Raw genomic sequence first — 22,445 nt, 5'->3', positions numbered from 1 at the left:
CTCCTTTGAGCCGATCCATTTGAAAGTTGTCATTGCTTAACGGCGTCGGGGCAGCATGGCCTTTATATCGCGATTCAGAGGCAAGCTGAAATCGTGGGAACCCAGGATAATGTTGTCGCTGGTACGCACCAATCGTACGTTAACATAAACGTAATTACCGCCCATGGCATAAGTGCCAAGCAGTACGGCTTGCGCATCGTGGGCTTCCACAAGGCTATTCAGTTTGCGTGAGAGAATCAGCTCTCCGGTACGCTCTTTGATAAAGAGGCTTTCGCGCATTTTGACTTCAATGACGGGCAGTCCCTTGCTGGTCAGCGCACTGGTAAACTGCTCGGTTAGCGCACGACCGAAAGTTGAAGACTGCTGAAGATCATCGATATCCGCAAAAGTTGCAGCCAGTAGAGGATCGTGGCTGTTGATGCCTGAGGATTTGCTGATCAACTGGTTGGATGCTTCACGTACTTCGCTGATCAGGTCAACTTCTGCGGAATGAGCTGAAGCTGTTGGCTGGCTGGTACTGCATCCTGCGGTGCCGAGCAGCATCACAGCTACCGCTCCCGCCGTCAGGTAGTGTTTGCAACGTTTAAGCATGTTGGGCTCCTCCCTGATTACCATTGATTGTTGACCTGAACGGTCTTGGTGGTTTTGGCGGGAACCTTGTAGTGATCGAAGTCACCCGGATTGATGTAGTAGATGCTTGAATTTGAGTAGACCACTTGATCAGACAGGGTAACCTGGGTGGTTATTACGACCTCTTGATTTGTCTCGCTGGTCCAACTGCCGCTGAACAGGTCTACAGCCCCTGCGGCCGGAATCAGCGCAAGAGCGGGCTCTGCCCAATGATTGAACGGAATTGTTGCAACGGCAATTCCTGCTGCCAGAGTCGTGATGGCGCCTTGAGGCGCACGGATGGGGCCACGGTCTTTGTGCTCTACCACTTGAACCTTGTAGCTGACCTCGGCAGCCTGGCTTGGGCTGGCTTTAATGTATGCGCCTTTGGAGACCAGTTGGCTGGTCAGCAGGTTGTCAAACGCCGTGCTGAAAGGTGTTGCCGTATCGGCACCTTTTATATAAAGCGGCTGGCTTTTGATCATGTCACTCTGGATCAGCATGTCAGCCTGGTGCTGTGCAAGCACATCCCAATGATGGGCTGCCTGCATTTTCTGCTGCTCAGTGATGGGGTAAGTGGTGGCGATGGGCGCCTGAGATGTGTGAGTGCCAAAGCATCCTGCAAGCAAAGTGCTGCCGATGCCCAGGAGGCATACCTTCCGAAGCATGGTGAGTTCCTTTATTTAGTGAGTCCAGAGCAAAGGATAGCGTAAAATTTACTCAGGAAATAAGCTCGTTCCGTAAAAAAACCAGATTTAAGGTTTTGTGAATCTGTTCAGTACAGTGTGAGAATAACAAAAAACTGTTTTATACACTTGGGTGTACATCAATAAACGTGATGCACGCCCAAGTTTGGAGTTGTACTGATCAGCGCTTGCTTTGGAATAAAGCTGGATCCAGCTCGTAAGGCAGCGGTAGCAGTTGGAGCAGTGGCCCCTCGGGGTTACCCAGATGCAGTGGCTGATTTTCAGCCTGATCCTTGGCGATGACAGCCAGCAGCCTGTAACCGCCTGGAATATGGGCTGCACGCACGACTTGACCCACATTGTCTTTCTGTTCAGAAGCCAGTGTATCGCCCGGACTGGGGGCGTCTTTGCAGTGGACCTCAGCAAGGTACATCGGTTTTTTTAGCTGGCCGCGATGCTGCAGGCGGGTGACGATCTCCTGTCCGGTGTAGCACCCTTTGGTGAAACTGACGCCGTTAATGGCTTGCAGATTTGTCATCTGGGGAATGAATGCCTCAGAGGTGACAGGTGCCAGCTCGGGTACGCCCGCATCAATTTCAAGAAGTTCCCAGTCATTGCGCTGTGCAGGGCTGGCGCTCTGCTCTACCAGTTCCAGCACTTGTGGCATCAGCCGGGTTTCAAACCAGCATTCACGCCGGGCTCCGGGGCGCTCCGTGACCAGCAGGTGTGCAATCCCGAAGGCGTTACTCAAGCGGTCGCCAATCTCGGATGCGTTGGGGCCCTGCAGCCCTATGCCGATCAGGTCTTCTTCCAGCTCGGCCTCTGCCTTGGAGAAAACAATGTATTTCTTGAGCAGTGTGAGGGCATTTTCAGCCATGTCGGTTCGAATACGCAGCCAATAGCCCGAGTCGCTGGCACGCATCACCTGATACAGGCTGTGCATGTGGCCCTTGATATTGCAATGAGCACCAGGCAAGGCCCCCATACGGTCCACTTCGCTCAGGTCACAGGTCAGCTGTCCCTGAAGGAACTTGTGAGCATCAGGTCCTTTCACTGAAATAATGCTGTAGTCGGTCAGGGGCACATAATGGGTACTGTGCTCGGCAGACGGCACCTTGATCAGTCTGTTGCCTTCCAGTTCGAACTCCGGCTGCTTGAGCCGATTAACCCAATGTGTATTCATGCTTTTCTCCGTTGCGACCTGATCTGGTTGCAGTGTAATGCATCGGCCAGCGCCTATCAGCCGACAATTGGCAGGGCTATTGGTTCTGCGTTGCCTGACCCAATTGCTCACCCATGCGAACCGCGCTGCCGGCCTTGAGTGTGTCCTGCCAGTTCATGCTGTCTTTGGGGAACAGTAGAATGACGGTTGATCCCAGCTTGAATCGGCCCATCTCGGCACCCTTTTCAAGCTGTGGCGGGGTGGTCGAATCAAATCGGTCCAGTCTCAATGGCTGACGTGGAAGCGGTGCGACTTGCCCGTTCCAGACGGTTTCGATACCGGCTACGATCATAGCGCCCACCAGCACCATTGCCATGGGGCCCAGTTCAGTTTCAAAGATGGCTACCAGGCGCTCATTACGGGCAAAGAGGTTATCGACACCCTCGGCCGTAGTGCCATTGACCGAGTATAGATCACCCGGAATATAGACCGTTTCCTTCAGCGTCCCCGTCAGTGGCATGTGTACACGGTGATAATCACGCGGTGACAGATAGATGGTTGCGAACTCGCCATTGATGAAGGGTTCGGCGCGCCTTGCATCCCCGCCCAGCAGGGTTGTCAGGGCATAGCCGCGTCCCTTGGCCTGAAAAATGCGGCCATGCTCAATCTTGCCCAGCTGACTGATGGCGCCATCGGCTGGTGACAGCACGGCGCCCGGTGTTGTGTCCAGAATACGCGCATCGGGTTTCAGGGCGCGTGTAAAAAAAGCATTGAAGTGTTCGTATGCTTCAGGATCGGGCTGCAAGGCCTCACTCATGTCTACGCCGTAGCGTTTGCGGAACCAGTTGATAAACAGGTTCTTGAACCAGGGGGTGCGGCACTCGGCGAGGCGCCCGACCAGTCGCGACAGCAGATGCTGTGGCAGGAGGTGTTGCAGCAGAATAAACAATGTATCTTTCAACGCGAATTTCACTTATGCAGTAGTGGATTGTTCAACGGGCAGTTCGGGGCGGTTGCCCCATTCAAACCATGAGCCGTCGTAGCAGGAAAGCTGTTGCATGCCCAGCCAGGTGCCGACCAGCCAAGTGAGGCCCGAGCGTCGATGGGTCTGGCAATGGGTCACGACGGGTTGGTCAAGGCTGATGCCAGCCTGTTGCAGCAGCTGCTTCAGTTCGGCTACGGGCTTTAGCCGCGGCACTGGGCCAGGCTGCACTAGATCGGTCCACTCCAGATGGCGTGCCCCCGGTATATGTCCGCCCTTGAGGGCATTGACCACTTTTTCACCGGAAAATTCGGCAGCCGAGCGAGCATCCCACACGGTCAACCGCTCCTGTTCCAGAGCGGCCACAATGTCCTGAGCGCTCATGAGCAGTTCGGGACGGCTGAAACTGACCTGGCGTATGGCTGGGGTTGGGATATTGGCCGATGTCTCCAGCTCAAGGCCAGCTGCCTGCCAGGCGGGCAGTTGCCCGTTCAAAACCGATGCGTGGCTGTGACCGATGCAGTTAAGTGTCCAGACCAATCGTCCAGCCCAGGGGCCCATCTGGTCATCATAGGCAACGACCTGGGTTTCGGGGCGGATGCCAAGCTCTGAGCACAGATCGGTAAGCTGCTCTTCGGTCGGTATCAGGTTGGGGACGGGGCCAGCACCGCGCAAAAGTTTGGCCGCATCCAGCCGAACAGCGCTGGGTACATGGCCCCGATCGTAATGTTCCTGGCTGGAAAGGTCGATGATCAGCAGGTCAGGGTGGCTCAGTTGAGCCTGTAACGCCAGCGGCTCAATCACCAGAGGGAGTGTCAGCATAGTATGGACGACCGTTCGGATGTGATGGAGTTGATCATAACGAAGCCTGCGATAAGTCTCAAAGGCTCTGCCTATAGATGTTTCAGCGCAAGGGTTGCCGCGGCGCAGAGCTGGCGGAATTGCTCATACTGGAACTCCGACAGATGCTCGGCATCATCGCCGTCATCGGCATACAGTATCGCCAGCGGCTCGCCCTTGTGGAAAACAGACATCAGTAAATAATCACCGCTGTGTGCCGCCTCAATAAAGGGATCCGGCAGCATCGGGCGCAGGGTTTTGCGTTTGGCTCTGTCCAGCCATATGCCGGCAGGCTTGTCGGTCAGGCGCTTGAACAGGCTCGGAATTTCGATGTCGATTATGAGCTGGTTAATCGCAGCCGTATCAGCTATCCCCAGCGTGCGAGCACAGTGTAAAAGCCGTTTTTTAGGGTTGATCAGCAACAGGGCGATGCGACCAAGACCGAGGCCCTGGTGTAACCCCCGCAGCAACGCCTGCAGTATGTGTGCCGGCTTGGTATAGAGTGAGTAGCCATCCTGAAGACGCTGCAGGATCTGTGTGTAGAGACCCTCACTCGCATGAGTGGTGACTGCGGGGCGCTCACGTGTATGGTGCTCTTTGCGGGGCGGCTCGGGTTTCTTGAGCACGGGTTTCTCGGGTGGCGGGTAATGCTGCTTAAGTTGTTGCAGTTCCCGGCTCTCGATCAGCCCCGAGAGGGTTTCTTCAGAGGGAAGAAAAAGCATCTGTGCTGCCGGGCTCAGGGTTCCGGGTATATGATACTGGCGTGAGGCCTCGGCACAGGTCTGGTGCAACTGTGCGACCAGTCTGTCGCGTGGCCAGCTCAGAAAGTCAGCGGCGATGTCGTAGAGGCGAAGAGTTTTCTTGCTTTGCCAGCCGCGGGTGCTGGTCAGAGCCAGCCAGTTGCCCAGTTTGACCGGGAAAAAGCGCTCCTGAGTCAGCTGATTGATTTCGCGTTGCTCCAGTTGGCCCAGTCTGGGGTCTTTCAAGGCGCGACGATGCAGCAGCTGCAGGTCGGAACGCGATGGGGAGGTATCGTGGTCCAGCGCAGCCAGGGTAAGCTCTGGCAGGCCCCAGTGTTTTGCCAACTCGGCACTGAGTGCCTGTACCGTGCAACCAAACACATCCTGCTCTGCCAGTGCAACATCCACTTTTTCCAGCAGTACCTTTTTCTGATATTCATGCTTGTGTAGCGGCGCATGCAGCCACAGCAGCCAGTGGCCAAAGCCATACAGCAGAGCAGCCAGCCGTACCTCCTCGACGAAAGGCAATCCGCGTTGTCGGCACAGTTCGGCTGCCTGGCTGGAGGCGTGCAGGCTGTCGGCGATGGCACGGAAGTACATTTTTTGCTGCATGTTGCGTGGGCTGATTTTGAGGCTTTGCAGGCCCTCTGCCAGCAAGGCTAGTTGATCGAGCCCCACTGAGTTGACAGCGTGGTCGATGCTGGTAACGCTTGAGCCCTTGGCTGCATGTAATTTTTGCGCAATGCGCGTGACCTGAAGGCTCAGTACTGGGTCGGAACGGATCAGTTGCGACAACTGTCGCAGCGTTGTGTTGTCATCTTGCAGCAGGCGCTGGAATCGGGTCAGTATGCTGACCCGGACCGGCAGGGTGCGTTCGGCCAGATACTCAGTCCAGGCTTCGGATCCGTAGAGGCATGGGGTGCTGCTCATGACTGTGCCGAGCCCTCCATTGTTCAGCGGTTGTCCTGCATGGAATTGAGAATCTGGCGGTAGCTGTTGAAGCGCTGCTCACTGATACTGCCGTTATCGACCGCTTCAAGGAATGCGCACCCCGGCTCCTGCTCGTGCCGGCAGTCTCTGAAGCGACAGTGCCCCTGCAGATCCGCCAATTCACGAAAGCCGCTGAGCACCTGATCTTCAGTCATGTGCCAGAGGCCGAATTCGCGGATGCCGGGTGAGTCAATCAGGTCCCCGCCATCCGGGAAGTGGAACAGCCGTGCAGTGGTGGTAGTGTGCTTACCCTTGCGGGACTGTTCTGAAAGCGCGCCGACACGCAGATCGGCACCGGGAAGCAGGCTGTTGATCAGGGATGATTTGCCCACGCCGGACTGGCCTACAAACACGCTGATGTGATCGGCCAGCAGGGCCTTCAATTCATCCAGGCCATGGCTGCTGGCCGTCGATGCCTGCAGCGTGCGGTAGCCGAGTGAACGGTACTGCTCCAGCAGAGGCTCAAGCCGCTGGCGGTTCTCGTCATTGAGCAGATCGGCCTTGTTCAGCAGCAGCACCGGCTCAATGTCGCTGGCCTCGGCCGCAACCAGATAGCGATCAATCAGGTTTGCATGCGCATAAGGCTCCACGGCGATAACAATGACGATAAAGTCGATGTTGGCAGCGACCGGTTTCAATTCGCCATGGTTGTTGGGGCGCAGCAGTTCACTGTGACGATCAAGTGCGGCCACTACAACACCGCTGTCAGGGGATCGACGCCAGATGACGCGGTCGCCTGTGACCAGTTGGCCCAGATGGGTACGCAGATGGCAACGCAGGATCTCGCCCTTGCTCTCACCCTCAAGTGCCTCCACATCGACCTGGCGGCCAAAGTGGGAAATGATCAGACCATGCTGCTCAGGGCCCAGTTCGCCCCCTTCCAGTTGATCCTCAATCAGGGCGTCTTTACGCTCTGCGCGGGCAGCTCGTTCAGACTGAATCTTGTCGATGCGCCAAGCCTGGCGACGATTAACCTTGCGTTTTCCCATCCTGCGGGTATCACTCGCTCACAGCTTTATTCATTGACGTGCTAAGGTATTCTAATCCGAGAAAAATTGACAGTCTTGCCAGGGGAGAAAGGGTGCATGGCGCTGAAGGAAAATCTGGTTTGGGTGGATCTGGAAATGACCGGCCTGAATCCGGACACAGACCGGATCATTGAAATGGCTGCCATCGTGACGGATGCGGATCTGAATCTGATTGCGGAGGGGCCGGTGATCGCGGTACACCAGCCAGACGCCGTATTGTCGCGCATGGATGAGTGGTGTACTCGCCAGCATGGCCAGTCCGGGCTGACTGACAGGGTGCGTGCCAGCACTATATCCGAGGCCGAGGCGGAACAGCAGATGCTGGCATTTCTGCTGCAATACAGTGAAAAGGGTGCATCACCCATGTGCGGTAACAGTATTGGTCAGGATCGCCGCTTTCTCTGGCGTCATATGCCTGAACTGGAGGCTTTCTTCCATTACCGAAACCTTGATGTGAGCACGATCAAGGAGCTGGCCAAGCGCTGGAAGCCTGGCATTCTGGATGGCTTCAAAAAGCAGGGTGCGCATTTGGCGCTTGATGATATCCGCGAGTCGATCGAAGAGCTGCGCCACTATCGTCGGCATTTCTTCCGCCTTTGATGTCGGGGCTGTGGTCGATCTACTCGGGCAAGCGGCCTGCGCCGGGGTGATCGAGCAGCGGCAGCGAGCGTGGTGCATGGCGTTCGCTCAGCTGCTGCAGGGCCCAGTCGATATGTTCGATCAGCATCTCTGAAGCTGTTGCTCGGCGGTTGCGCAGCGCTTCCATGACAGCGTCACTTCCATTGCTGTTGCCCAGCGCAACCGCCAGATTTCGCTGCCAGCCTTCATAACCGGTACGGCGAATCGCCGACCCCTCAGTACGTTTCAGGAAAGTGGCCTCGTCCCAAAGAAACAGTTCCAGCAGCGATGCCGTGTCGAGTCCGTGACGGGGCTGAAAGTCAGGTTCGCTGGAGCGGCGGGCAAAGCGGTTCCAGGGGCAGATCAGCTGGCAGTCGTCACAGCCAAAAATACGATTGCCCATCAGGGGGCGCAGCTCGTGCGGGATGCTGCCCTTGTGCTCAATGGTCAGATACGAAATACAGCGGCGGGCATCCAGTACGTAAGGTTCGGGAAAGGCGTTTGTTGGGCAGACATCCAGACAGGCACGGCAGCGGCCACAGTGCTGCTCTGTCTCAGGTGCGTCCACAGGCAGAGGCAGGTCGATGAACAGCTCCCCCAGCAGGAACCATGAACCTGCATGGCGATTGAGCAGCAGAGTGTGTTTGCCGATCCAGCCCAGCCCGGCATTGCGAGCCAGCGGCCGCTCCAGCACCGGGGCACTGTCCACAAAGGGTCTGAACTGTACTTCGATTCCCTCTATCTGGCTGTTAAACCACTGGCCCAGCTGCTTCAGCCGCTTGCGCATCAGTTTGTGATAGTCGCGCCCAAGCGTGTAGCGGGCGATGTAAGCCTTGTCAGGGTTGCGCAATACGCCGGTGATCGGGGCTTCTGTCGGCAGATAATTCATTCGCAGCATGATGATGCGGCGTGTGCCTGGCAGCAGCAATGTTGGATCGAAGCGCTTGTCCAGGTTTTCGTTCAGGTACGCCATATCGGCCTGGTAGCCTGCTTCAAGCCATCGCGTGTAGGACTCACTTTCGGCACTGGCGTCGGGCAGGGTAATCGCACAATCGTGAAACCCCAGTTCTCGGGCCTTTTCTTTAAGGGCCAGGCTGAGCTGTTGCAGTTGTGCGGTTGTATAGTCAGACATGGGGAACCGGTTGCCATGGCACTCAGTCCATCCACTATAATGAACTGATAACAAAAAGGAGTTCGTGAATCATGAGCAGATCAGACCTGCCCGGTGCATTATACACGGCTGCCCAGAGTCGTGCCCTGGATCGAACCGCAATAGAGCAGTTCGCTGTCCCCGGTTTTCGGCTGATGCAGCGAGCAGGTCATGCCGCCTTTGCCGAACTGTTGGGGCGCTGGCCGGGAGTGCGCAGTCTGACCATCGTCTGTGGTACCGGGAATAATGGTGGCGACGGCTTGATTATGGCTGGTCTGGCCTGGCAACAGGGCATTCAGGTTCAACTGCTGGTGCTGGCGGAAGATTACGTTGATCGTTTGCAGGGTGAGGCGCTGGACGCCTGGCGCTGGGCGGACGCGGTGGGTGTGCAGTTGCAGTGCTGGCGGCCTGGCATGGAATTGGCCGGTGAAGTGCTGGTAGATGCGCTTCTGGGGACTGGTATCAGCGGTGAAGTCACTGGAGAAGCAGCTGAGTTGATTACACATATCAATCGAAGTCATCGGCCCGTACTGTCGGTGGATATTCCTTCAGGCCTCTGCAGTGATACCGGTGCCGTATTGGGTGTGGCGGTCAGGGCAGATATGACGGTTACCTTTATTGCCCTCAAGCAAGGGCTGTTGACCCATGCCGGTGTGGACCATTGTGGTGAGCTTAAATTTGATGGGCTGCTGTTACCTGATGAAGTGTATGAGGAGATATCGCCCAGCGCTTTTCGTACCGATCGCGACGATCTGGCCAAACTGCTGCCGCCACGCAGACGGTCGTCGCATAAGGGGCTGTTTGGGCATGTGTTGGTAATCGGTGGCGATTACGGCATGGGCGGTGCTGCTTTGATGGCAGCTGAGGCCGCTGCGCGCAGTGGTGCGGGGCTGGTATCGCTGGCGACCCGGCCCGAGCATGTAACCGCGGCGCTGACCCGGGCACCGGAGGTGATGGCGTCAGGGGTCAACTCGGGACAAGACCTGCAGCCGCTGCTGGAGCGGCCTGATGTGCTGGTAGTAGGCCCTGGCCTTGGGCAAAGTGCGTGGGCCGATCAATTACTGCAAAAGGCACTTGCCAGTGGCAAGCCGCTGGTTCTGGATGCGGACGCACTCAATCTGTTACAGCAGCGCCAACATCTGCAGGCGGGTCGTCACGACTGGGTTCTCACCCCACATCCGGGGGAGGCGGCGCGCCTGTTGGGACAGGAAACCGCACAGGTGCAACAAAACCGTTTTGACGCAGTACGTGAGCTCCAGCAGCAGCTCGGTGGTACGATTGTACTGAAAGGAGCGGGTAGTCTCAGCTTTGATGGTGATGGCATGCACCTGTGCAGTGCCGGTAATCCGGGTATGGCCTGTGGTGGCATGGGGGATGTGCTCTCCGGTATCATCGGTGCCTTGCGGGCGCAGCGGCTCAGTGCCATCGATGCTGCGCGTGCCGGTGTGTATGTACATGCGCGTGCAGCTGACCTCTGTGCTTTGGAGCAGGGGGAGCGCGGGTTGCTTGCAACTGATCTGATCACCCGAGTAAGGCGTGTGCTCAGTGGGCTTGACTGAGGGTAACAAGGGGATGGAGTTTTTTCTGGCCGATGAAGCCGAAATGGTACGCTGTGGTGAACAGCTGGCTCAGGCCGTCGATGCTGGTGGTGTAGTCTTTTTGCATGGCGACCTGGGCATGGGGAAAACCACGTTCAGCCGTGGTGTGCTGCGTGGCTGCGGTCATCAGGGTTCGGTGAAAAGCCCGACCTACACGCTGGTCGAACCCTACGAAACGCCGGCAGGCCAGGTGTATCACTTTGATCTGTATCGCTTGGGTGACCCGGAAGAGCTGGAATATCTGGGTATCCGAGACTATTTTGCCAACGATGCTCTTTGCCTGATCGAATGGCCGGAAAAGGGGGCGGGGCTGCTGCCGACGCCGGATCTTGAGATCCAGATTACGGTTGATGGCATGGGGCGCAGGTTAAGTCTGGTGAGTAATACTCAAAAAGGGGCCGCTGTTGCCGATACACTATTGAAAATCCGCAATACGGATACGGGTTGATGAATACATTGCGCATACTGAGCTCACTGCTGTTGATGTTGCTGCTTGTGCCGCTTGCTCAGGCAGCGCAGGAAATCCAGAATGTTCGTGCCTGGCTGGCACCGGACAACACACGTCTGGTGTTTGACCTCAGCGGCCCGGTTGAACATAAACTGTTCACGCTGTCAGGCCCTGATCGAGTGGTTATTGATATCGACAAGGTCCAGTTGCAGGCTTCCCTGAATGATCTTGGGCTGGAGGATAGCCCGGTCAGTCAAATCCGTCACAGCACCCGCGGTGATGGTCTGCGCATTGTGCTGGATCTCAAGAGTGATGTGCGCCCCAAGAGCTTTGACCTGAAACCGAATGAACAGTATGGCTATCGGCTGGTGGTGGACCTGGCGATGCGCGAAGAAGCGATAGTCACCAAATCCGTTGTACCGGTGCCGGGCGAGGAGAACAAACGGGATGTTGTCGTGGTCATAGACGCTGGACATGGCGGTGAAGACCCGGGCGCCATCGGTCCTGGCGGGGTCAGAGAAAAGGATGTGGTGATCAAGATCGCTCAGGAGCTCAAGCGCCTGATTGATGCTGAGCGTGGCTACCGTGCAGTACTGACCCGTACCGGAGACTACTATATCAGCTTGCGTGGCCGTACAGGCAAGGCGCGCAAGAGCAACGCTGACCTGTTTGTATCCATTCATGCAGATGCCTTCAAGGATCCTCGCGCCCGTGGTGCTTCGGTTTGGGTGCTTTCTGGCCGAGGTGCGACCAGTGAGATGGGTCGCTGGCTGGCTCAGCGTGAAAACAGCGCCGACTTGATCGGTGGTGTGGGCAGTCTGAGTTTGGGTGACAAGGATGACGTGCTGGCCAGCGTTTTGCTCGACATGTCGATGAACGCTAGTCGCAAGGACAGTCATCAGGTAGCGTCCAGAATCCATGCCAACATGGCCAGCTTTGCGCGCATGCACAAAAAGCATGTTGAGCAGGCCGGTTTTGTGGTGTTGAAGTCACCCGATATTCCCTCGATTCTGGTTGAAACCGGCTTCATTTCCAACCCGGAGGAGGCGCGCAAGTTGAAAACTGCCAGCTATCAGCAGCAGATGGCGCAGTCGATCTTTCGTGGCATAACAGGTCATTTCTGGGAAAAGCCTCCCACTGGCAGCTATATCGCCTGGGCAAAACAGTCCGGCAGTCAGCTGGCGGGTGGTGAGCGTCTGTATAAGGTGGTCTCGGGTGATACTCTTTCCGTCATTGCGCAGCGTAATGGAGTGTCACTGCAGCGCCTGCGGCAGGCTAACCAGCTAAGCAGTGACAGTATCCGCATCGGTCAGGTATTGCGTATCCCGACCGGCTAACCCTTTCAGGTTTCTGATGACACGAATACATCTTCTTTCCCCTCAGCTGGCCAACCAGATTGCCGCTGGTGAGGTCGTTGAACGTCCCGCATCCGTAGTGAAAGAGTTGCTGGAAAACAGTCTGGATTCGGGGGCTGATCGAGTTGATCTGGACATCGAGCAGGGTGGTGTCAAGCTGATCCGTCTGCGTGACAATGGTGGCGGTATCGACAAGGCTGACCTGCCGTTGGCGCTGAGCCGGCATGCCACCTCCAAAATTGGCATGCTTGAAGATCTGGAGGCCGTAGGCAGCCTCGGCTTTCGTGGCGAGGCGCTGGCCAGTATCAGCTCCGTATCACGGCTTACGTTGACCTCTCGGCCGCCAGAGCAGGAGAGTGCGTGGGCGGTGTCTGCCCAGGGGCGTGAGATGTTGGCAGAAATTATTCCTGCGGCACACCCAGTCGGTACCACGGTTGAAGTACGTGATCTGTTTTTCAATACACCAGCACGGCGCAAGTTCCTGAAAACTGAAAAAACCGAATTCCGCCATCTGGAAGAGGTTGTGAAACGGCTGGCCCTGAGTTGCTACCGGGTAGGTTTTAGCCTGCGCCATAATGGCAAAGTAGTGCATCAATTGCGTGCCGCCGACAGTGAAACGGCACGTGAGCAACGTCTGTCCCAATTGCTGGGCAAGGCGTTCGTGGCCGAGTCAGTGGCACTGGATGTGCAGGCCGAAGCATCGGGATTGCGCCTTTGGGGCTGGATGGGGCTGCCAACCTTTTCCCGTGCGCAGCCTGACCAACAGTATTTCTTCGTTAATGGCAGGGTTATTCGCGACAAGGTAGTGACCCATGCCGTGCGCCAGGCCTACCAGGATGTGCTGTACCACGGCCGTCATCCGGCTTACGTATTGTATCTGGAACTCGATCCGGCGCTGGTGGATGTCAATGTGCACCCGACCAAGCATGAGGTGCGTTTCCGTGAAAGCCGACTGGTACACGATTTTATATTCCGCACCCTTTATCGCGTAATTGCAGACATGCGTCCGCAGGATACTCCTCCGCCTGCCGGCTCGACCGAAGCGCCAGTACAGTCGGCCCCAGCGAGCTGGTTCCAGCCGGGTATGACTGATGCGGCGGTCGGTCCGGCTGCCGGTCATGCAGCTCAGTCTGGTATTGCGGGCTATGCCGGGAATGCCGGGCGCGCCCCAAGCGGTCCACAGGTGCGCGAGCAAATCAGTGCCTATGGCGCTCTGCACCGGCCTTCTGGTGTTGCACCGCAGCCTTTACAGGCAATGCCTGCGGTCGAGCAGGGGGTTGAAATGCCACCGCTGGGCTATGCGCTGGCGCAGCTGCACGGTATCTATATTCTGTCTCAGAATGCACAGGGGCTGGTGTTGGTGGATATGCATGCGGCACATGAGCGCATCGTTTACGAACGCATGAAGCTTGCGTTCGAGCAGGACCGTATCCGCAGCCAGCCCCTGTTGGTTCCGGTCAGTGTGGCTGTCAGTGGTCGTGAAGCGGATCTGGCAGAGGAGCAGCCCGAATATTTTGAGCGTTTGGGCTTTCGGCTGGAACGTATGGGTGAAGAAACGCTGGTGATTCGTGAAGTGCCGATAGCTTTGGCCAAGGCGGATGTGGCGCTGTTGTTGCGTGATGTGCTGGCGGATCTGTCCCAGGTGGGAGCCAGTGATCGAATTGAGGCGCATCTGAATGAACTTTTGGCCACAATGGCCTGTCATGGTGCAGTACGTGCCAATCGACAACTGACACTGCCCGAGATGAATGCACTGCTGCGTGATATGGAGCAGACTGAGCGCAGTGGACAGTGCAATCATGGGCGACCAACCTGGACGCAGTTGAGCCTGGGGCAACTGGATAAACTCTTCATGCGGGGCGAATAATGCAACAGTTGAGCGTGAACCGGCCTCGGGTGATTTTTGTGATGGGACCGACTGCGTCGGGCAAGACGGATCTGGCCATGAGGCTGTGTGACACATTGCCCTGTGATCTGATCAGCGTCGACTCGGCCATGATCTACCGAGATATGGATATCGGTACCGCCAAGCCCACCCCGGATGAGCTGCGAGCCTATCCTCACAGACTGGTGGATATTCTGGATCCGGCAGGGGCTTACTCGGCGGCGCAGTTCAGGGCGGATGCATTGGCAGAGATTGCCGATATTCAGTCGCGTGGGCGGATACCACTGTTGGTGGGGGGGACCATGCTGTATTTCAATGCTCTTCAGCAGGGCTTGGCCAACCTGCCAGAGGCGGATCCGAAATTGCGTGCTCGGCTTGAGGCTGAAGCTGCCGAGCTGGGCTGGCCGGCCATGCATAAGCGCCTGGCTGAGGTGGATCCCGAGGGTGCGCGTCGACTCAAGCCAACCGATGCTCAGCGGCTGCAGCGGGCGCTGGAGGTGTTTGAATTGACGGGCAGGCCGATCAGCGATCACTGGCGAGAACAGGCTGAGGCAAAGCTGCCATTTGATATTTTGCCGCTGGCGCTCATGCCGCAGGATCGCTCCAGGTTGCATCAGCGAATTGAACAGCGTTTTGATCTGATGCTGGCAGCCGGTTTCGAAGAGGAGGTGCGGCAGCTATGGGAGCGAGGTGATCTGCATGAACGGATGCCATCAATTCGTTGTGTTGGCTATCGACAGATGTGGTCCTGGTTCAGCGATGAATATGATCGCGACACCATGCGTTACAAAGGGGTAGTAGCTACGCGACAGTTGGCAAAGCGGCAATTGACCTGGTTGCGCAGTTGGCCGGATGTGAATTGGCTTGACAGTGAGGCGTCGAATTTAGTTTCCCATGCCTTGAAACTCGCGGACCCTGCCGTTATATAATGAATTGCGGTATGATCGCGCGCAAACTCTGTGCATACAGGTGTATGATGCCGGGTCAGTAACAATAGAATTAATTACAACTACATAAACAGCTATCCATTCTGGAAGGAGTTTGCAATGTCAAAAGGGCAATCACTACAAGACCCTTATCTTAATGTTCTGCGTAAGGAACGCGTTCCGGTATCCATTTTTCTGGTAAACGGCATCAAGCTGCAGGGACAGATTGAGTCTTTCGATCAGTTCGTGATTTTGCTGAAAAATACCGTCAGTCAGATGGTTTATAAACATGCCATTTCCACAGTAGTGCCTTCGCGTCCGGTCAAGCTGCCCGTGGCCGATGAAAAGCCTGCTGAATGAGGTATTAATTGTTTTTCGAACGTCCTGAATCTGGCGAGCGCGCGATCCTCGTCCATATCGAACTGGCCCGTGAGGCTGATCGCGAAAACCCCCGTGAACTTGAAGAGCTGGCATTGTCAGCCGGGGCCGATCCGGTTGAGTTTCTGACCGGGTCGCGCGCCGATCCCAGTCCCAAATTCTTTCTTGGTAAAGGCAAGGTGGAGGAGCTTGGTAATCTTGTGCGTGAGCACGAAGCCGAGCTGGTGATCTTCAATCATTCCTTGAGCCCGGCACAGGAACGTAACCTGGAGCGTGAGCTGCAGTGTCGTGTGCTGGACCGTACCGGCCTGATTTTGGATATTTTTGCCCAGCGTGCGCGTACCCATGAAGGTAAGCTGCAGGTCGAGCTGGCTCAACTTGAGCACATGTCCACCCGACTGGTGCGAGGCTGGACTCACTTGGAGCGACAGAAGGGCGGTATCGGCCTGCGTGGTCCTGGTGAAACCCAGCTCGAAACCGACCGTCGTCTGTTACGCGTTCGCATCAAGTCCATTCTCAAGCGACTGGAAAGGGTGCGCAAGCAGCGTGAGCAGGGGCGGCGGGCACGAAAACGCTCGGAAATACCCACCATCTCTCTGGTGGGGTATACCAACGCTGGCAAGTCTACCCTGTTTAATCGTCTAACTACGGCCAGTGTCTATGCGGCTGATCAGCTGTTCGCAACGCTGGACCCAACGCTGCGCAAGATTGAACTGGCTGATGTGGGGCCGGCTATTCTGGCGGATACGGTGGGATTCATTCGTCACTTGCCGCACAAGCTGGTCGAGGCTTTTCGTGCTACCTTGCAGGAAACCACTGAAGCGGGTCTTCTGCTGCACGTGATCGATAGCTATGACGAAGAGCGCCTGGGTCACATCGAGCAGGTTGAAGCGGTGCTGGAAGAGATCGGTGCGGCAGAAGTCCCTGTACTACAGGTGTACAACAAGATTGATCAATTGCCGGATGCGCAGCCGCGCATAGACCGAGACGAGAACGGCGTGCCTTGGCGTGTGTGGGTGTCGGCGGTTAGCGGTGAAGGTATTGACCTGTTGCTGGCGGCAATCAGCGAACGCCTGGGTGAAGAGATGTTCCACCAGAAGCTGACCCTGACTCCAAGGCAGGGAGGTCTGCGTTCGCAGCTGTATGCGCAGGGCGCAGTGGTTACTGAAGAGGTGGATGACAGCGGCCAGATGCAGCTGGAGGTAAGGCTGCAGGTGAAAGATTTCAGACGGATACTCAGTCGTCTGGGGATTGATCAGGAACAATACCTGCCGCAAGGGGTCGACTAAGCGGGTCGGTTGCGGCGACAATGATATCCAATACAGTTAATCAAGCGGTTTAGTACGGAGAGCACTATGGCCTGGAATGAGCCCGGCGGGAATGGCAATAACCATGACCCCTGGAGTGGCGGCGGTGATAATCGCGGCAAGCGTGGTGGTGGCAATGATCAGGGTCCGCCTGATCTCGATGAGGCGCTGCGCAAGCTGCAGGATCGCCTGGGCGGTATCTTTGGGGGCGGCAAGAAGAAAGGTGGCTCCGGTGGCGGTTCGGGCAAGGGGCCGAGCAAGGCTGCAGGTGGCGGCTTCTTTGTTGTCATCATCGTACTGGCAGCCCTGTTTTGGGCAGGTATGGGGTTCTACACCGTCGACCAGCAGGAGCGTGGTATCGTGCTGCGCCTTGGCAAATACCACGACACGGTACAGCCGGGTCTGCAGTGGAATCCGCCGCTGATCGATGATGTTACCAAGGTGAATACCACCCGTATCCGTTCCTATGACCATCGCTCGTTGATGCTGACTGAAGATGAAAATATCGTTGATGTCGATATGACCGTTCAGTATGTGGTGGCGGACCCGGTCATGTACATTCTCAAGATTCGTGACCCGAGCGACAGTCTGGCACAGTCTTCGGAGTCGGCGCTGCGTCATGTGGTCGGTACTTCCGAGATGCACGGTATTCTGACGGAAGGGCGTGACACCCTCGCCCTGCAGGTGCAGGCACGCTTGCAGCGCTACATGGAAGATTATTCGACGGGTCTGCAGATCTCCAAGGTTAACATCAAGAATGCTCAGGCACCTCGCCAGGTGCAGGATGCGTTTGATGATGTGATCAAGGCGCGAGAAGACGAACAGCGTGTAATCAACGAAGCTCAGGCCTATGCCAACGGTATTATTCCTGAGGCAAGGGGTCAGGCGCAGCGTTTGATGGAAGAATCCAATGCCTACCGTGAGGAGGTTGTTGCCAAGGCAACGGGTGAAGCCAGTCGCTTCACGGCACTTCTGACCGAGTACACCAAGGCGCCAGAGGTAACGCGTGAGCGTCTGTACATCGATACCTTGCAGGATGTGCTGAGCCGTACCGGTAAGGTGATGGTCGATGTGGAAGGGGGTAATAACATGATGTACCTGCCACTGGATCGCTTGACGGAGCAGCAGCCGTTGCGCGATACGTCTGGAAGGCCGGTCAGGTTGGATGAAAATACCCTGAATCAGCTGGCTGAGCAGGTACTGCAGGAGGCGCGTCAGCGTGCTCAGACAACCTCTGGCCTGAGGGAGGGACGCTAATGAAACCGACAACATTGTTTGGGCTGATCGCCCTTCTGCTGGTCGTCATGGTGGGCTCCAAGTCCGTTTACATCATCAAGGAAACCGAGCGGGCAATTAAGCTGCGCTTTGGCGAGGTGGTTGAGGCTGATATCAAGCCGGGCCTGCATTTCAAAATTCCGTTCGTGAACACCATTCGCAAGTTCGAAGGGCGTATCATGACGTTGGATGCGCGTCCACAGGCGTTCCTGACGCTGGAGAAAAAACGTCTTATCGTGGATTCCTTCGTCAAGTGGCGCATTGATAATGTAGAGAAATACTATACTGCGACATCCGGTGATGAGTTCCGGGCGGCTGATCTGCTATCAAGCCGCATCGAAACCAGTCTGCGTAACCAGTTCGGTGAGCGCACGTTGACCGAGGTGGTTTCAGGTGCTCGTGAAGAGGTGATGGGTGCGGTCATTCGTGCACTGAGCCAGCTGGCGCAGAATGAGCTCGGTATCGAAGTCATCGATGTGCGTGTCAAGCGTATCGAGCTGCCGCAGGAAGTTTCTTCCTCCGTATATGAGCGTATGCGGACCGAGCGTCTGCGTTTGGCGCGAGAGTTGCGCTCACGCGGTAAAGAGCTTGCCGAGGGTATTCGTGCTGATGCGGATCGTCAGCGTACGGTGATCCTGGCAGATGCTTTCCGTGAAGCCGAAATTGTGCGCGGTGAAGGTGATGCCGAGGCAGCGGGAATCTATGCTGAGGCGTTTAATCGTGATGCTGAGTTCTACGGCTTTTACCGTAGCCTCAATGCCTACCGTGAGGCTTTCTCTGGAGCAGGTGACCTGTTCGTGCTGGATCCGAAGAGCGAATTCTTCCGTTATCTGAACAGTGCGACCGGAAACCAATAAGGCAAAGTGACTGTTGCCCAAAACCGGGTGCCTTTGGCACCCGGTTTCATGTATAGTTGAACAACCGGGTTTGTGCCCGGTTTTTTTGTGATTCAGATCAACTGATGACAGCGGAGTAATGCATGGCCTTGGCAGATCGCTGGTTGCTGCCCGACGGAATTATGGAGCTGCTGCCGCCGCAGGCGCGGCAGGTGGAGCTGATGCGGCGCAAAGTGCTGGATCTTTATGACAGCTGGGGTTACGACCTGGTCATGCCGCCCATTGCAGAGCATCTGGAGTCCCTGCTGACTGGCGTAGGGCATGATCTGGATCTCAATACCTTCAAGGTCACCGATGGTATCAGTGGGCATACACTGGGCGTACGCGCTGACATGACACCCCAGGTAGCACGCATTGATGCCCACCGTCTTCGTACGGAAGGCCCCAGCCGCCTCTGCTACTGTGGCTCGGTACTGCACACTCATCCCACCAACATGCTGGCTTCTCGCAACCCGGTCCAGCTGGGTGCGGAGCTTTACGGCCATGCGGGCCCCGACAGTGATGTTGAGGTGATTGCACTAATGCTGGAAACGCTGTCGGCGGTAGGTGTTGCCGGGCCAATCAGCCTGGACCTGGGTCATGTAGCGGTATTCAGCCGGCTGATGCAGCTGTGTCAGTTGAATCAACAGCAGCAGGCTGACTATCAGGATATGCTGCAGCGCAAGGCACTGCCTGAGATTGATCGGTTTGTTGCCGCACTCGGGCTGGATGATCGCTCAACTACCTGGTTACAGACGTTGCCTCGCTTGAATGGCTCGGTGGATGTCTTGGCGCGTGCGCGTGACTTGTTTGCCAGCGATGTTGAGCTTGTGCGTGCAGTTGATGCGCTGGACACATTGGCGCAACGCGTTGTGCTGCGCTGTGAGGGTGTATCAACCTATTTTGATCTGAGTGAGTTGCGCGGCTACCACTACCACACAGGCGTGGTGTTCGCGGCATATACTCCCAGCTATGGTCAGGCGCTTGCCAAGGGTGGACGTTATGACAACATCGGTCGTGATTTTGGCCGTGCTCGTCCGGCAACCGGCTTCAGTGCTGACCTGAAAACTTTGATTGACCTGTCTGCTTCCCGGCCTGCTGCCAACACCAACGCTGTGCTGGCTCCCGCAGGTGAGGATCAGACGTTGCAACAGGCGATTCGTCTGCTGCGTACCTCCGGTGAGCGAGTTGTACAGCAGCTGGATGGTGAGATTTCCGAACCCGGTCGCTTCCGGCGGCAGCTGGTTCCAAAGGGTGGTGACTGGGTCGTTATCGACCTTTGAGCGCATTTTTTTCTGATATCTAACGAGCATTCGAGACAGCAATGGGTAAAAACGTCGTTGTTCTGGGCACCCAGTGGGGTGATGAAGGCAAGGGTAAGATCGTTGATCTACTGACCGAGCAGGTCGCTGCCGTAGTCCGCTTCCAGGGAGGTCATAACGCAGGCCATACACTGGTGATTGATGGTGAAAAGACAGTCCTGCACCTGATTCCATCCGGTATTCTGCGTCAAAATGTACTTTGTCTGATCGGCAACGGAGTGGTGCTGTCACCGGAGGCTTTGCTGAAGGAAATTGCTGAGCTGGAAGGGCGTGGTGTGCCGGTGCGTGAGCGTCTGCAGCTGAGTCCGGCCTGTCCGTTGATTTTGCCCTACCACGTTGCGCTGGATCAGGCGCGTGAGTTGGCGCGCGGCAATGCCAAGATCGGTACTACTGGTCGTGGTATCGGCCCGGCATACGAAGACAAGGTCTCCCGGCGTGGTCTGCGCTTGGGTGATATGGCCGATCCTGAGCGTTTCGCCACCAAACTGCGGGAAGTGCTGGAGTACCATAACTTCGTGCTGCAGAACTACTACAAGGTAGATGCCGTCGATTTCCAGCAAACGTTTGATGAAGCCATGGAAATGGCCAAGACGCTGGTGCCGATGATGACGGATGTGACGGCCAAGCTGCATCAGTTGCGCAAACAGGGTGCGAGCATCATGTTTGAGGGCGCACAGGGCTCCTTGCTGGATATTGATCACGGCACCTATCCTTACGTGACATCGTCCAACACCACTGCAGGCGGCACTTCGACCGGAAGCGGCTTTGGTCCTCTGTATCTGGACTATATTCTGGGTATCACCAAGGCCTACACCACGCGCGTTGGTGGCGGGCCTTTCCCGACCGAGCTGCATTGTGGTGTGGGGCAGCGGTTGGCTGAGCGCGGTCACGAGTTTGGCTCAACCACGGGGCGTGCTCGTCGCTGTGGCTGGTTTGATGCGGTGGCACTGCAGCACGCTATTCAGATCAACTCGGTTTCCGGTATCTGCCTGACCAAGCTGGATGTTCTGGATGGTCTTGAAGAGATCAATATCTGTACGGGCTACCGTGACAGTAACGGCAACAGTGTGAGTTCGCTTAACGGCAGTGAAGACTATGAGCAGATTCAGCCGGTTTACGAGACCGTGCCGGGCTGGCAGGAGTCGACCCTTGGTGCACGTACACTGGAAGAGTTGCCGGCTAATGCGCGGGCATACATCGCCCGTCTTGAGCAGCTGATTGAAGCGCCGATCGATATTATCTCGACCGGCCCTGACCGTAACGAGACCATCGTACTGCGTGATCCGTTCGATGCCTGAGATTCACTGATCTGCAGCTGAAAAAAACCGCATCCAGGGATGCGGTTTTTTTTGGCTTAAAGCAAGCTCGATCAGGAGCGAGCTGAATGAATCAGCGTAACCCTTCGGCAGTGGCCGGGTGCAGTGTGCGCAGCAAGGCCTTGAGAATCTTGGAGTTGGCCGTGACCAGGTTGCCGCGTTCGCTGTAGCTGTTGCCGCCAGAGAAGTCGCCGACCAGGCCTCCAGCCTCACGGATCAGCAGCAGTCCTGCCGACAGCTCTGAAGGGCTGAGACCGATCTGGTAGAACCCATCCAGCCGTCCTGCTGCCGTGTAGGCCAGGCTCAGTACAGGAGATCCGCTGTTGTGGAGGGTTGCGCCTGCCTGCATGATTTCCTGCATCATGCGAACATGAGATTCCAGCCAGGGCTTGTCGCTCTTGCGTGCGTGATAGCCGGTACCGATGATGGCGCCTTCCAGTGAAGTGCGGTTGCTTACTCGCAGGCGCTTGCCGTTCAGCTGTGCGCCCTTGCCGCGGCTTGCGGTGAACTCTTCGCCAAACATGGGGTTGAGTACCACGCAGTGTTCAGCCTTGCCGTTGACGAAACCGGTGATGCTGAGCGCGAACATTGGCAGGGCGTTGGAGAAGTTGGTCAGGCTGTCAATCGGGCTGATATGCCATTCACAGTGGCCTGGGCCTTCACCAATCGGTGCATGTTGACCCGTATACTCACCGATCAGGCTGTGGTGCGGGTACGCCTTTTGAATGGTGTTGGTAATCGTGCGTTCAGCCTGCTGGCACAGATCACTGATGAACTCAGCAACATCGGCCTGTTCGGACTTGATCAGGTCAAGGCGTTCGAGGGTGCGGGAAATCTGTTCGCCTGCGAGTCGTGCTGCCCGCAGTGCTATATTAACCATCGGTTGCATCAGTGTCGGTTTCCGGTCTTCGTGGTTGTCAAAGTCCTATTGTAGCTTAGTCGGAGCCTGCGCTGA

21 protein-coding genes are annotated in these 22,445 nt (G+C 56.6%); 12 read left to right on the top strand and 9 right to left on the bottom strand.

Going from position 1 to position 22,445, the window contains the following annotated elements:
• Positions 1-36: 36 nt before the first annotated feature.
• The 7 genes from BLV48_RS16135 to rsgA form a co-directional block, all read right to left on the bottom strand.
• On the bottom strand, positions 37-591 hold the full coding sequence (locus BLV48_RS16135) for a FlgO family outer membrane protein (protein WP_091827822.1): 555 nt from the start codon (positions 589-591) through the stop codon (positions 37-39).
• A 17-nt stretch (positions 592-608) separates the two neighbouring features.
• Positions 609-1,277, bottom strand: a complete 669-nt coding sequence (locus BLV48_RS16130; RefSeq protein ID WP_091827821.1) for a hypothetical protein — start codon at positions 1,275-1,277, stop codon at positions 609-611.
• Between the two features lie 199 nt (positions 1,278-1,476).
• Complete coding sequence (gene ygfZ / locus BLV48_RS16125; protein ID WP_091827820.1) at positions 1,477-2,478, bottom strand: CAF17-like 4Fe-4S cluster assembly/insertion protein YgfZ; 1,002 nt, start codon at positions 2,476-2,478, stop codon at positions 1,477-1,479.
• A gap of 76 nt (positions 2,479-2,554) precedes the next feature.
• Positions 2,555-3,418, bottom strand: coding sequence for an archaetidylserine decarboxylase (asd, locus tag BLV48_RS16120; RefSeq protein ID WP_091827844.1), 864 nt, complete (start codon positions 3,416-3,418; stop codon positions 2,555-2,557).
• A gap of 12 nt (positions 3,419-3,430) precedes the next feature.
• The gene (locus tag BLV48_RS16115) at positions 3,431-4,261 is read right to left on the bottom strand and encodes a sulfurtransferase (protein WP_091827819.1); all 831 of its coding nucleotides are present in this window, start codon (positions 4,259-4,261) and stop codon (positions 3,431-3,433) included.
• 71 nt (positions 4,262-4,332) lie between these two features.
• Positions 4,333-5,949 carry an HDOD domain-containing protein gene (locus BLV48_RS16110; protein WP_091827818.1) on the bottom strand — a complete coding sequence of 539 codons (1,617 nt, stop codon included), beginning with the start codon at positions 5,947-5,949 and terminating at the stop codon, positions 4,333-4,335.
• A 23-nt stretch (positions 5,950-5,972) separates the two neighbouring features.
• Positions 5,973-6,998 carry a small ribosomal subunit biogenesis GTPase RsgA gene (rsgA, locus tag BLV48_RS16105; RefSeq protein ID WP_091827817.1) on the bottom strand — a complete coding sequence of 342 codons (1,026 nt, stop codon included), beginning with the start codon at positions 6,996-6,998 and terminating at the stop codon, positions 5,973-5,975.
• Between the two features lie 96 nt (positions 6,999-7,094).
• On the opposite strand from rsgA, the gene orn reads away from it, so the two are divergent.
• Positions 7,095-7,637, top strand: a complete 543-nt coding sequence (gene orn / locus BLV48_RS16100; RefSeq protein WP_091827816.1) for an oligoribonuclease — start codon at positions 7,095-7,097, stop codon at positions 7,635-7,637.
• A 19-nt stretch (positions 7,638-7,656) separates the two neighbouring features.
• On the opposite strand, the gene queG is transcribed toward orn, so the two are convergent.
• Positions 7,657-8,787: a tRNA epoxyqueuosine(34) reductase QueG gene (gene queG, locus BLV48_RS16095; protein WP_091827815.1), complete on the bottom strand. Its 1,131-nt coding sequence runs from the start codon at positions 8,785-8,787 to the stop codon at positions 7,657-7,659.
• 71 nt (positions 8,788-8,858) lie between these two features.
• Here queG and BLV48_RS16090 point away from each other — a divergent pair, with 71 nt between their 5' ends.
• The 11 genes from BLV48_RS16090 to BLV48_RS16040 all read left to right on the top strand — a co-directional run bounded on the left by BLV48_RS16090 (position 8,859) and on the right by BLV48_RS16040 (position 21,472).
• The gene (locus BLV48_RS16090) at positions 8,859-10,364 is read left to right on the top strand and encodes an NAD(P)H-hydrate dehydratase (protein WP_091827814.1); all 1,506 of its coding nucleotides are present in this window, start codon (positions 8,859-8,861) and stop codon (positions 10,362-10,364) included.
• Between the two features lie 13 nt (positions 10,365-10,377).
• Positions 10,378-10,851, top strand: coding sequence for a tRNA (adenosine(37)-N6)-threonylcarbamoyltransferase complex ATPase subunit type 1 TsaE (gene tsaE / locus BLV48_RS16085; RefSeq protein WP_091827843.1), 474 nt, complete (start codon positions 10,378-10,380; stop codon positions 10,849-10,851).
• Entirely contained in the window at positions 10,851-12,188 is a 1,338-nt protein-coding gene (locus tag BLV48_RS16080; protein ID WP_091827813.1) for an N-acetylmuramoyl-L-alanine amidase, read from the top strand. The genes tsaE and BLV48_RS16080 overlap by 1 nt, the downstream gene beginning before the upstream one ends.
• A 16-nt stretch (positions 12,189-12,204) precedes the next feature.
• Complete coding sequence (gene mutL / locus BLV48_RS16075) at positions 12,205-14,073, top strand: DNA mismatch repair endonuclease MutL (RefSeq protein ID WP_091827812.1); 1,869 nt, start codon at positions 12,205-12,207, stop codon at positions 14,071-14,073.
• Positions 14,073-15,020, top strand: coding sequence for a tRNA (adenosine(37)-N6)-dimethylallyltransferase MiaA (gene miaA, locus BLV48_RS16070; protein WP_091827811.1), 948 nt, complete (start codon positions 14,073-14,075; stop codon positions 15,018-15,020). The genes mutL and miaA overlap by 1 nt, the downstream gene beginning before the upstream one ends.
• A 117-nt stretch (positions 15,021-15,137) precedes the next feature.
• Entirely contained in the window at positions 15,138-15,377 is a 240-nt protein-coding gene (gene hfq, locus BLV48_RS16065) for an RNA chaperone Hfq (protein WP_091827810.1), read from the top strand.
• An 8-nt stretch (positions 15,378-15,385) separates the two neighbouring features.
• Positions 15,386-16,684, top strand: coding sequence for a ribosome rescue GTPase HflX (gene hflX, locus BLV48_RS16060; protein WP_091827809.1), 1,299 nt, complete (start codon positions 15,386-15,388; stop codon positions 16,682-16,684).
• Positions 16,685-16,750: 66 nt separating this feature from the next.
• Positions 16,751-17,959: an FtsH protease activity modulator HflK gene (hflK, locus tag BLV48_RS16055; protein WP_091827808.1), complete on the top strand. Its 1,209-nt coding sequence runs from the start codon at positions 16,751-16,753 to the stop codon at positions 17,957-17,959.
• Positions 17,959-18,834 (top strand): protease modulator HflC, encoded by an 876-nt coding sequence (gene hflC / locus BLV48_RS16050; protein WP_091827807.1) that lies wholly within the window; start codon positions 17,959-17,961, stop codon positions 18,832-18,834. The genes hflK and hflC overlap by 1 nt, the downstream gene beginning before the upstream one ends.
• Before the next feature lie 122 nt (positions 18,835-18,956).
• Positions 18,957-20,135: an ATP phosphoribosyltransferase regulatory subunit gene (locus tag BLV48_RS16045; RefSeq protein WP_091827806.1), complete on the top strand. Its 1,179-nt coding sequence runs from the start codon at positions 18,957-18,959 to the stop codon at positions 20,133-20,135.
• Positions 20,136-20,176: 41 nt separating this feature from the next.
• Positions 20,177-21,472, top strand: coding sequence for an adenylosuccinate synthase (locus BLV48_RS16040; protein WP_091827805.1), 1,296 nt, complete (start codon positions 20,177-20,179; stop codon positions 21,470-21,472).
• A gap of 91 nt (positions 21,473-21,563) precedes the next feature.
• Here the strand turns inward: BLV48_RS16040 and BLV48_RS16035 are convergent, their stop codons facing one another.
• Positions 21,564-22,379: an inositol monophosphatase family protein gene (locus BLV48_RS16035; RefSeq protein ID WP_091827804.1), complete on the bottom strand. Its 816-nt coding sequence runs from the start codon at positions 22,377-22,379 to the stop codon at positions 21,564-21,566.
• Positions 22,380-22,445 lie beyond the last annotated feature (66 nt).

The sequence above is a fragment of the Marinobacterium iners DSM 11526 genome (assembly GCF_900107855.1).
Lineage (GTDB): Bacteria > Pseudomonadota > Gammaproteobacteria > Pseudomonadales > Balneatricaceae > Marinobacterium > Marinobacterium iners.
The sequence above is the reverse complement of the archived record's forward strand: the minus strand, read 5'-3'. Positions and strand labels throughout refer to the sequence as shown.

Excerpts from the sequence above, each read along its gene's own strand:
- hflC (WP_091827807.1), top strand. The coding sequence starts at position 17,959 with ATGAAACCGACAACATTGTTTGGGCTGATCGCCCTTCTGCTGGTCGTC.
- BLV48_RS16090 (WP_091827814.1), top strand. The coding sequence starts at position 8,859 with ATGAGCAGATCAGACCTGCCCGGTGCATTATACACGGCTGCCCAGAGT.
- ygfZ (WP_091827820.1), bottom strand. The coding sequence starts at position 2,478 with ATGAATACACATTGGGTTAATCGGCTCAAGCAGCCGGAGTTCGAACTG.
- orn (WP_091827816.1), top strand. The coding sequence starts at position 7,095 with ATGGCGCTGAAGGAAAATCTGGTTTGGGTGGATCTGGAAATGACCGGC.
- BLV48_RS16035 (WP_091827804.1), bottom strand. The coding sequence starts at position 22,379 with ATGCAACCGATGGTTAATATAGCACTGCGGGCAGCACGACTCGCAGGC.
- BLV48_RS16040 (WP_091827805.1), top strand. The coding sequence starts at position 20,177 with ATGGGTAAAAACGTCGTTGTTCTGGGCACCCAGTGGGGTGATGAAGGC.
- BLV48_RS16080 (WP_091827813.1), top strand. The coding sequence starts at position 10,851 with ATGAATACATTGCGCATACTGAGCTCACTGCTGTTGATGTTGCTGCTT.
- miaA (WP_091827811.1), top strand. The coding sequence starts at position 14,073 with ATGCAACAGTTGAGCGTGAACCGGCCTCGGGTGATTTTTGTGATGGGA.
- BLV48_RS16135 (WP_091827822.1), bottom strand. The coding sequence starts at position 591 with ATGCTTAAACGTTGCAAACACTACCTGACGGCGGGAGCGGTAGCTGTG.
- queG (WP_091827815.1), bottom strand. The coding sequence starts at position 8,787 with ATGTCTGACTATACAACCGCACAACTGCAACAGCTCAGCCTGGCCCTT.
- rsgA (WP_091827817.1), bottom strand. The coding sequence starts at position 6,998 with ATGGGAAAACGCAAGGTTAATCGTCGCCAGGCTTGGCGCATCGACAAG.
- BLV48_RS16130 (WP_091827821.1), bottom strand. The coding sequence starts at position 1,277 with ATGCTTCGGAAGGTATGCCTCCTGGGCATCGGCAGCACTTTGCTTGCA.
- tsaE (WP_091827843.1), top strand. The coding sequence starts at position 10,378 with ATGGAGTTTTTTCTGGCCGATGAAGCCGAAATGGTACGCTGTGGTGAA.
- hfq (WP_091827810.1), top strand. The coding sequence starts at position 15,138 with ATGTCAAAAGGGCAATCACTACAAGACCCTTATCTTAATGTTCTGCGT.
- mutL (WP_091827812.1), top strand. The coding sequence starts at position 12,205 with ATGACACGAATACATCTTCTTTCCCCTCAGCTGGCCAACCAGATTGCC.
- BLV48_RS16045 (WP_091827806.1), top strand. The coding sequence starts at position 18,957 with ATGGCCTTGGCAGATCGCTGGTTGCTGCCCGACGGAATTATGGAGCTG.
- hflK (WP_091827808.1), top strand. The coding sequence starts at position 16,751 with ATGGCCTGGAATGAGCCCGGCGGGAATGGCAATAACCATGACCCCTGG.
- BLV48_RS16115 (WP_091827819.1), bottom strand. The coding sequence starts at position 4,261 with ATGCTGACACTCCCTCTGGTGATTGAGCCGCTGGCGTTACAGGCTCAA.
- BLV48_RS16110 (WP_091827818.1), bottom strand. The coding sequence starts at position 5,949 with ATGAGCAGCACCCCATGCCTCTACGGATCCGAAGCCTGGACTGAGTAT.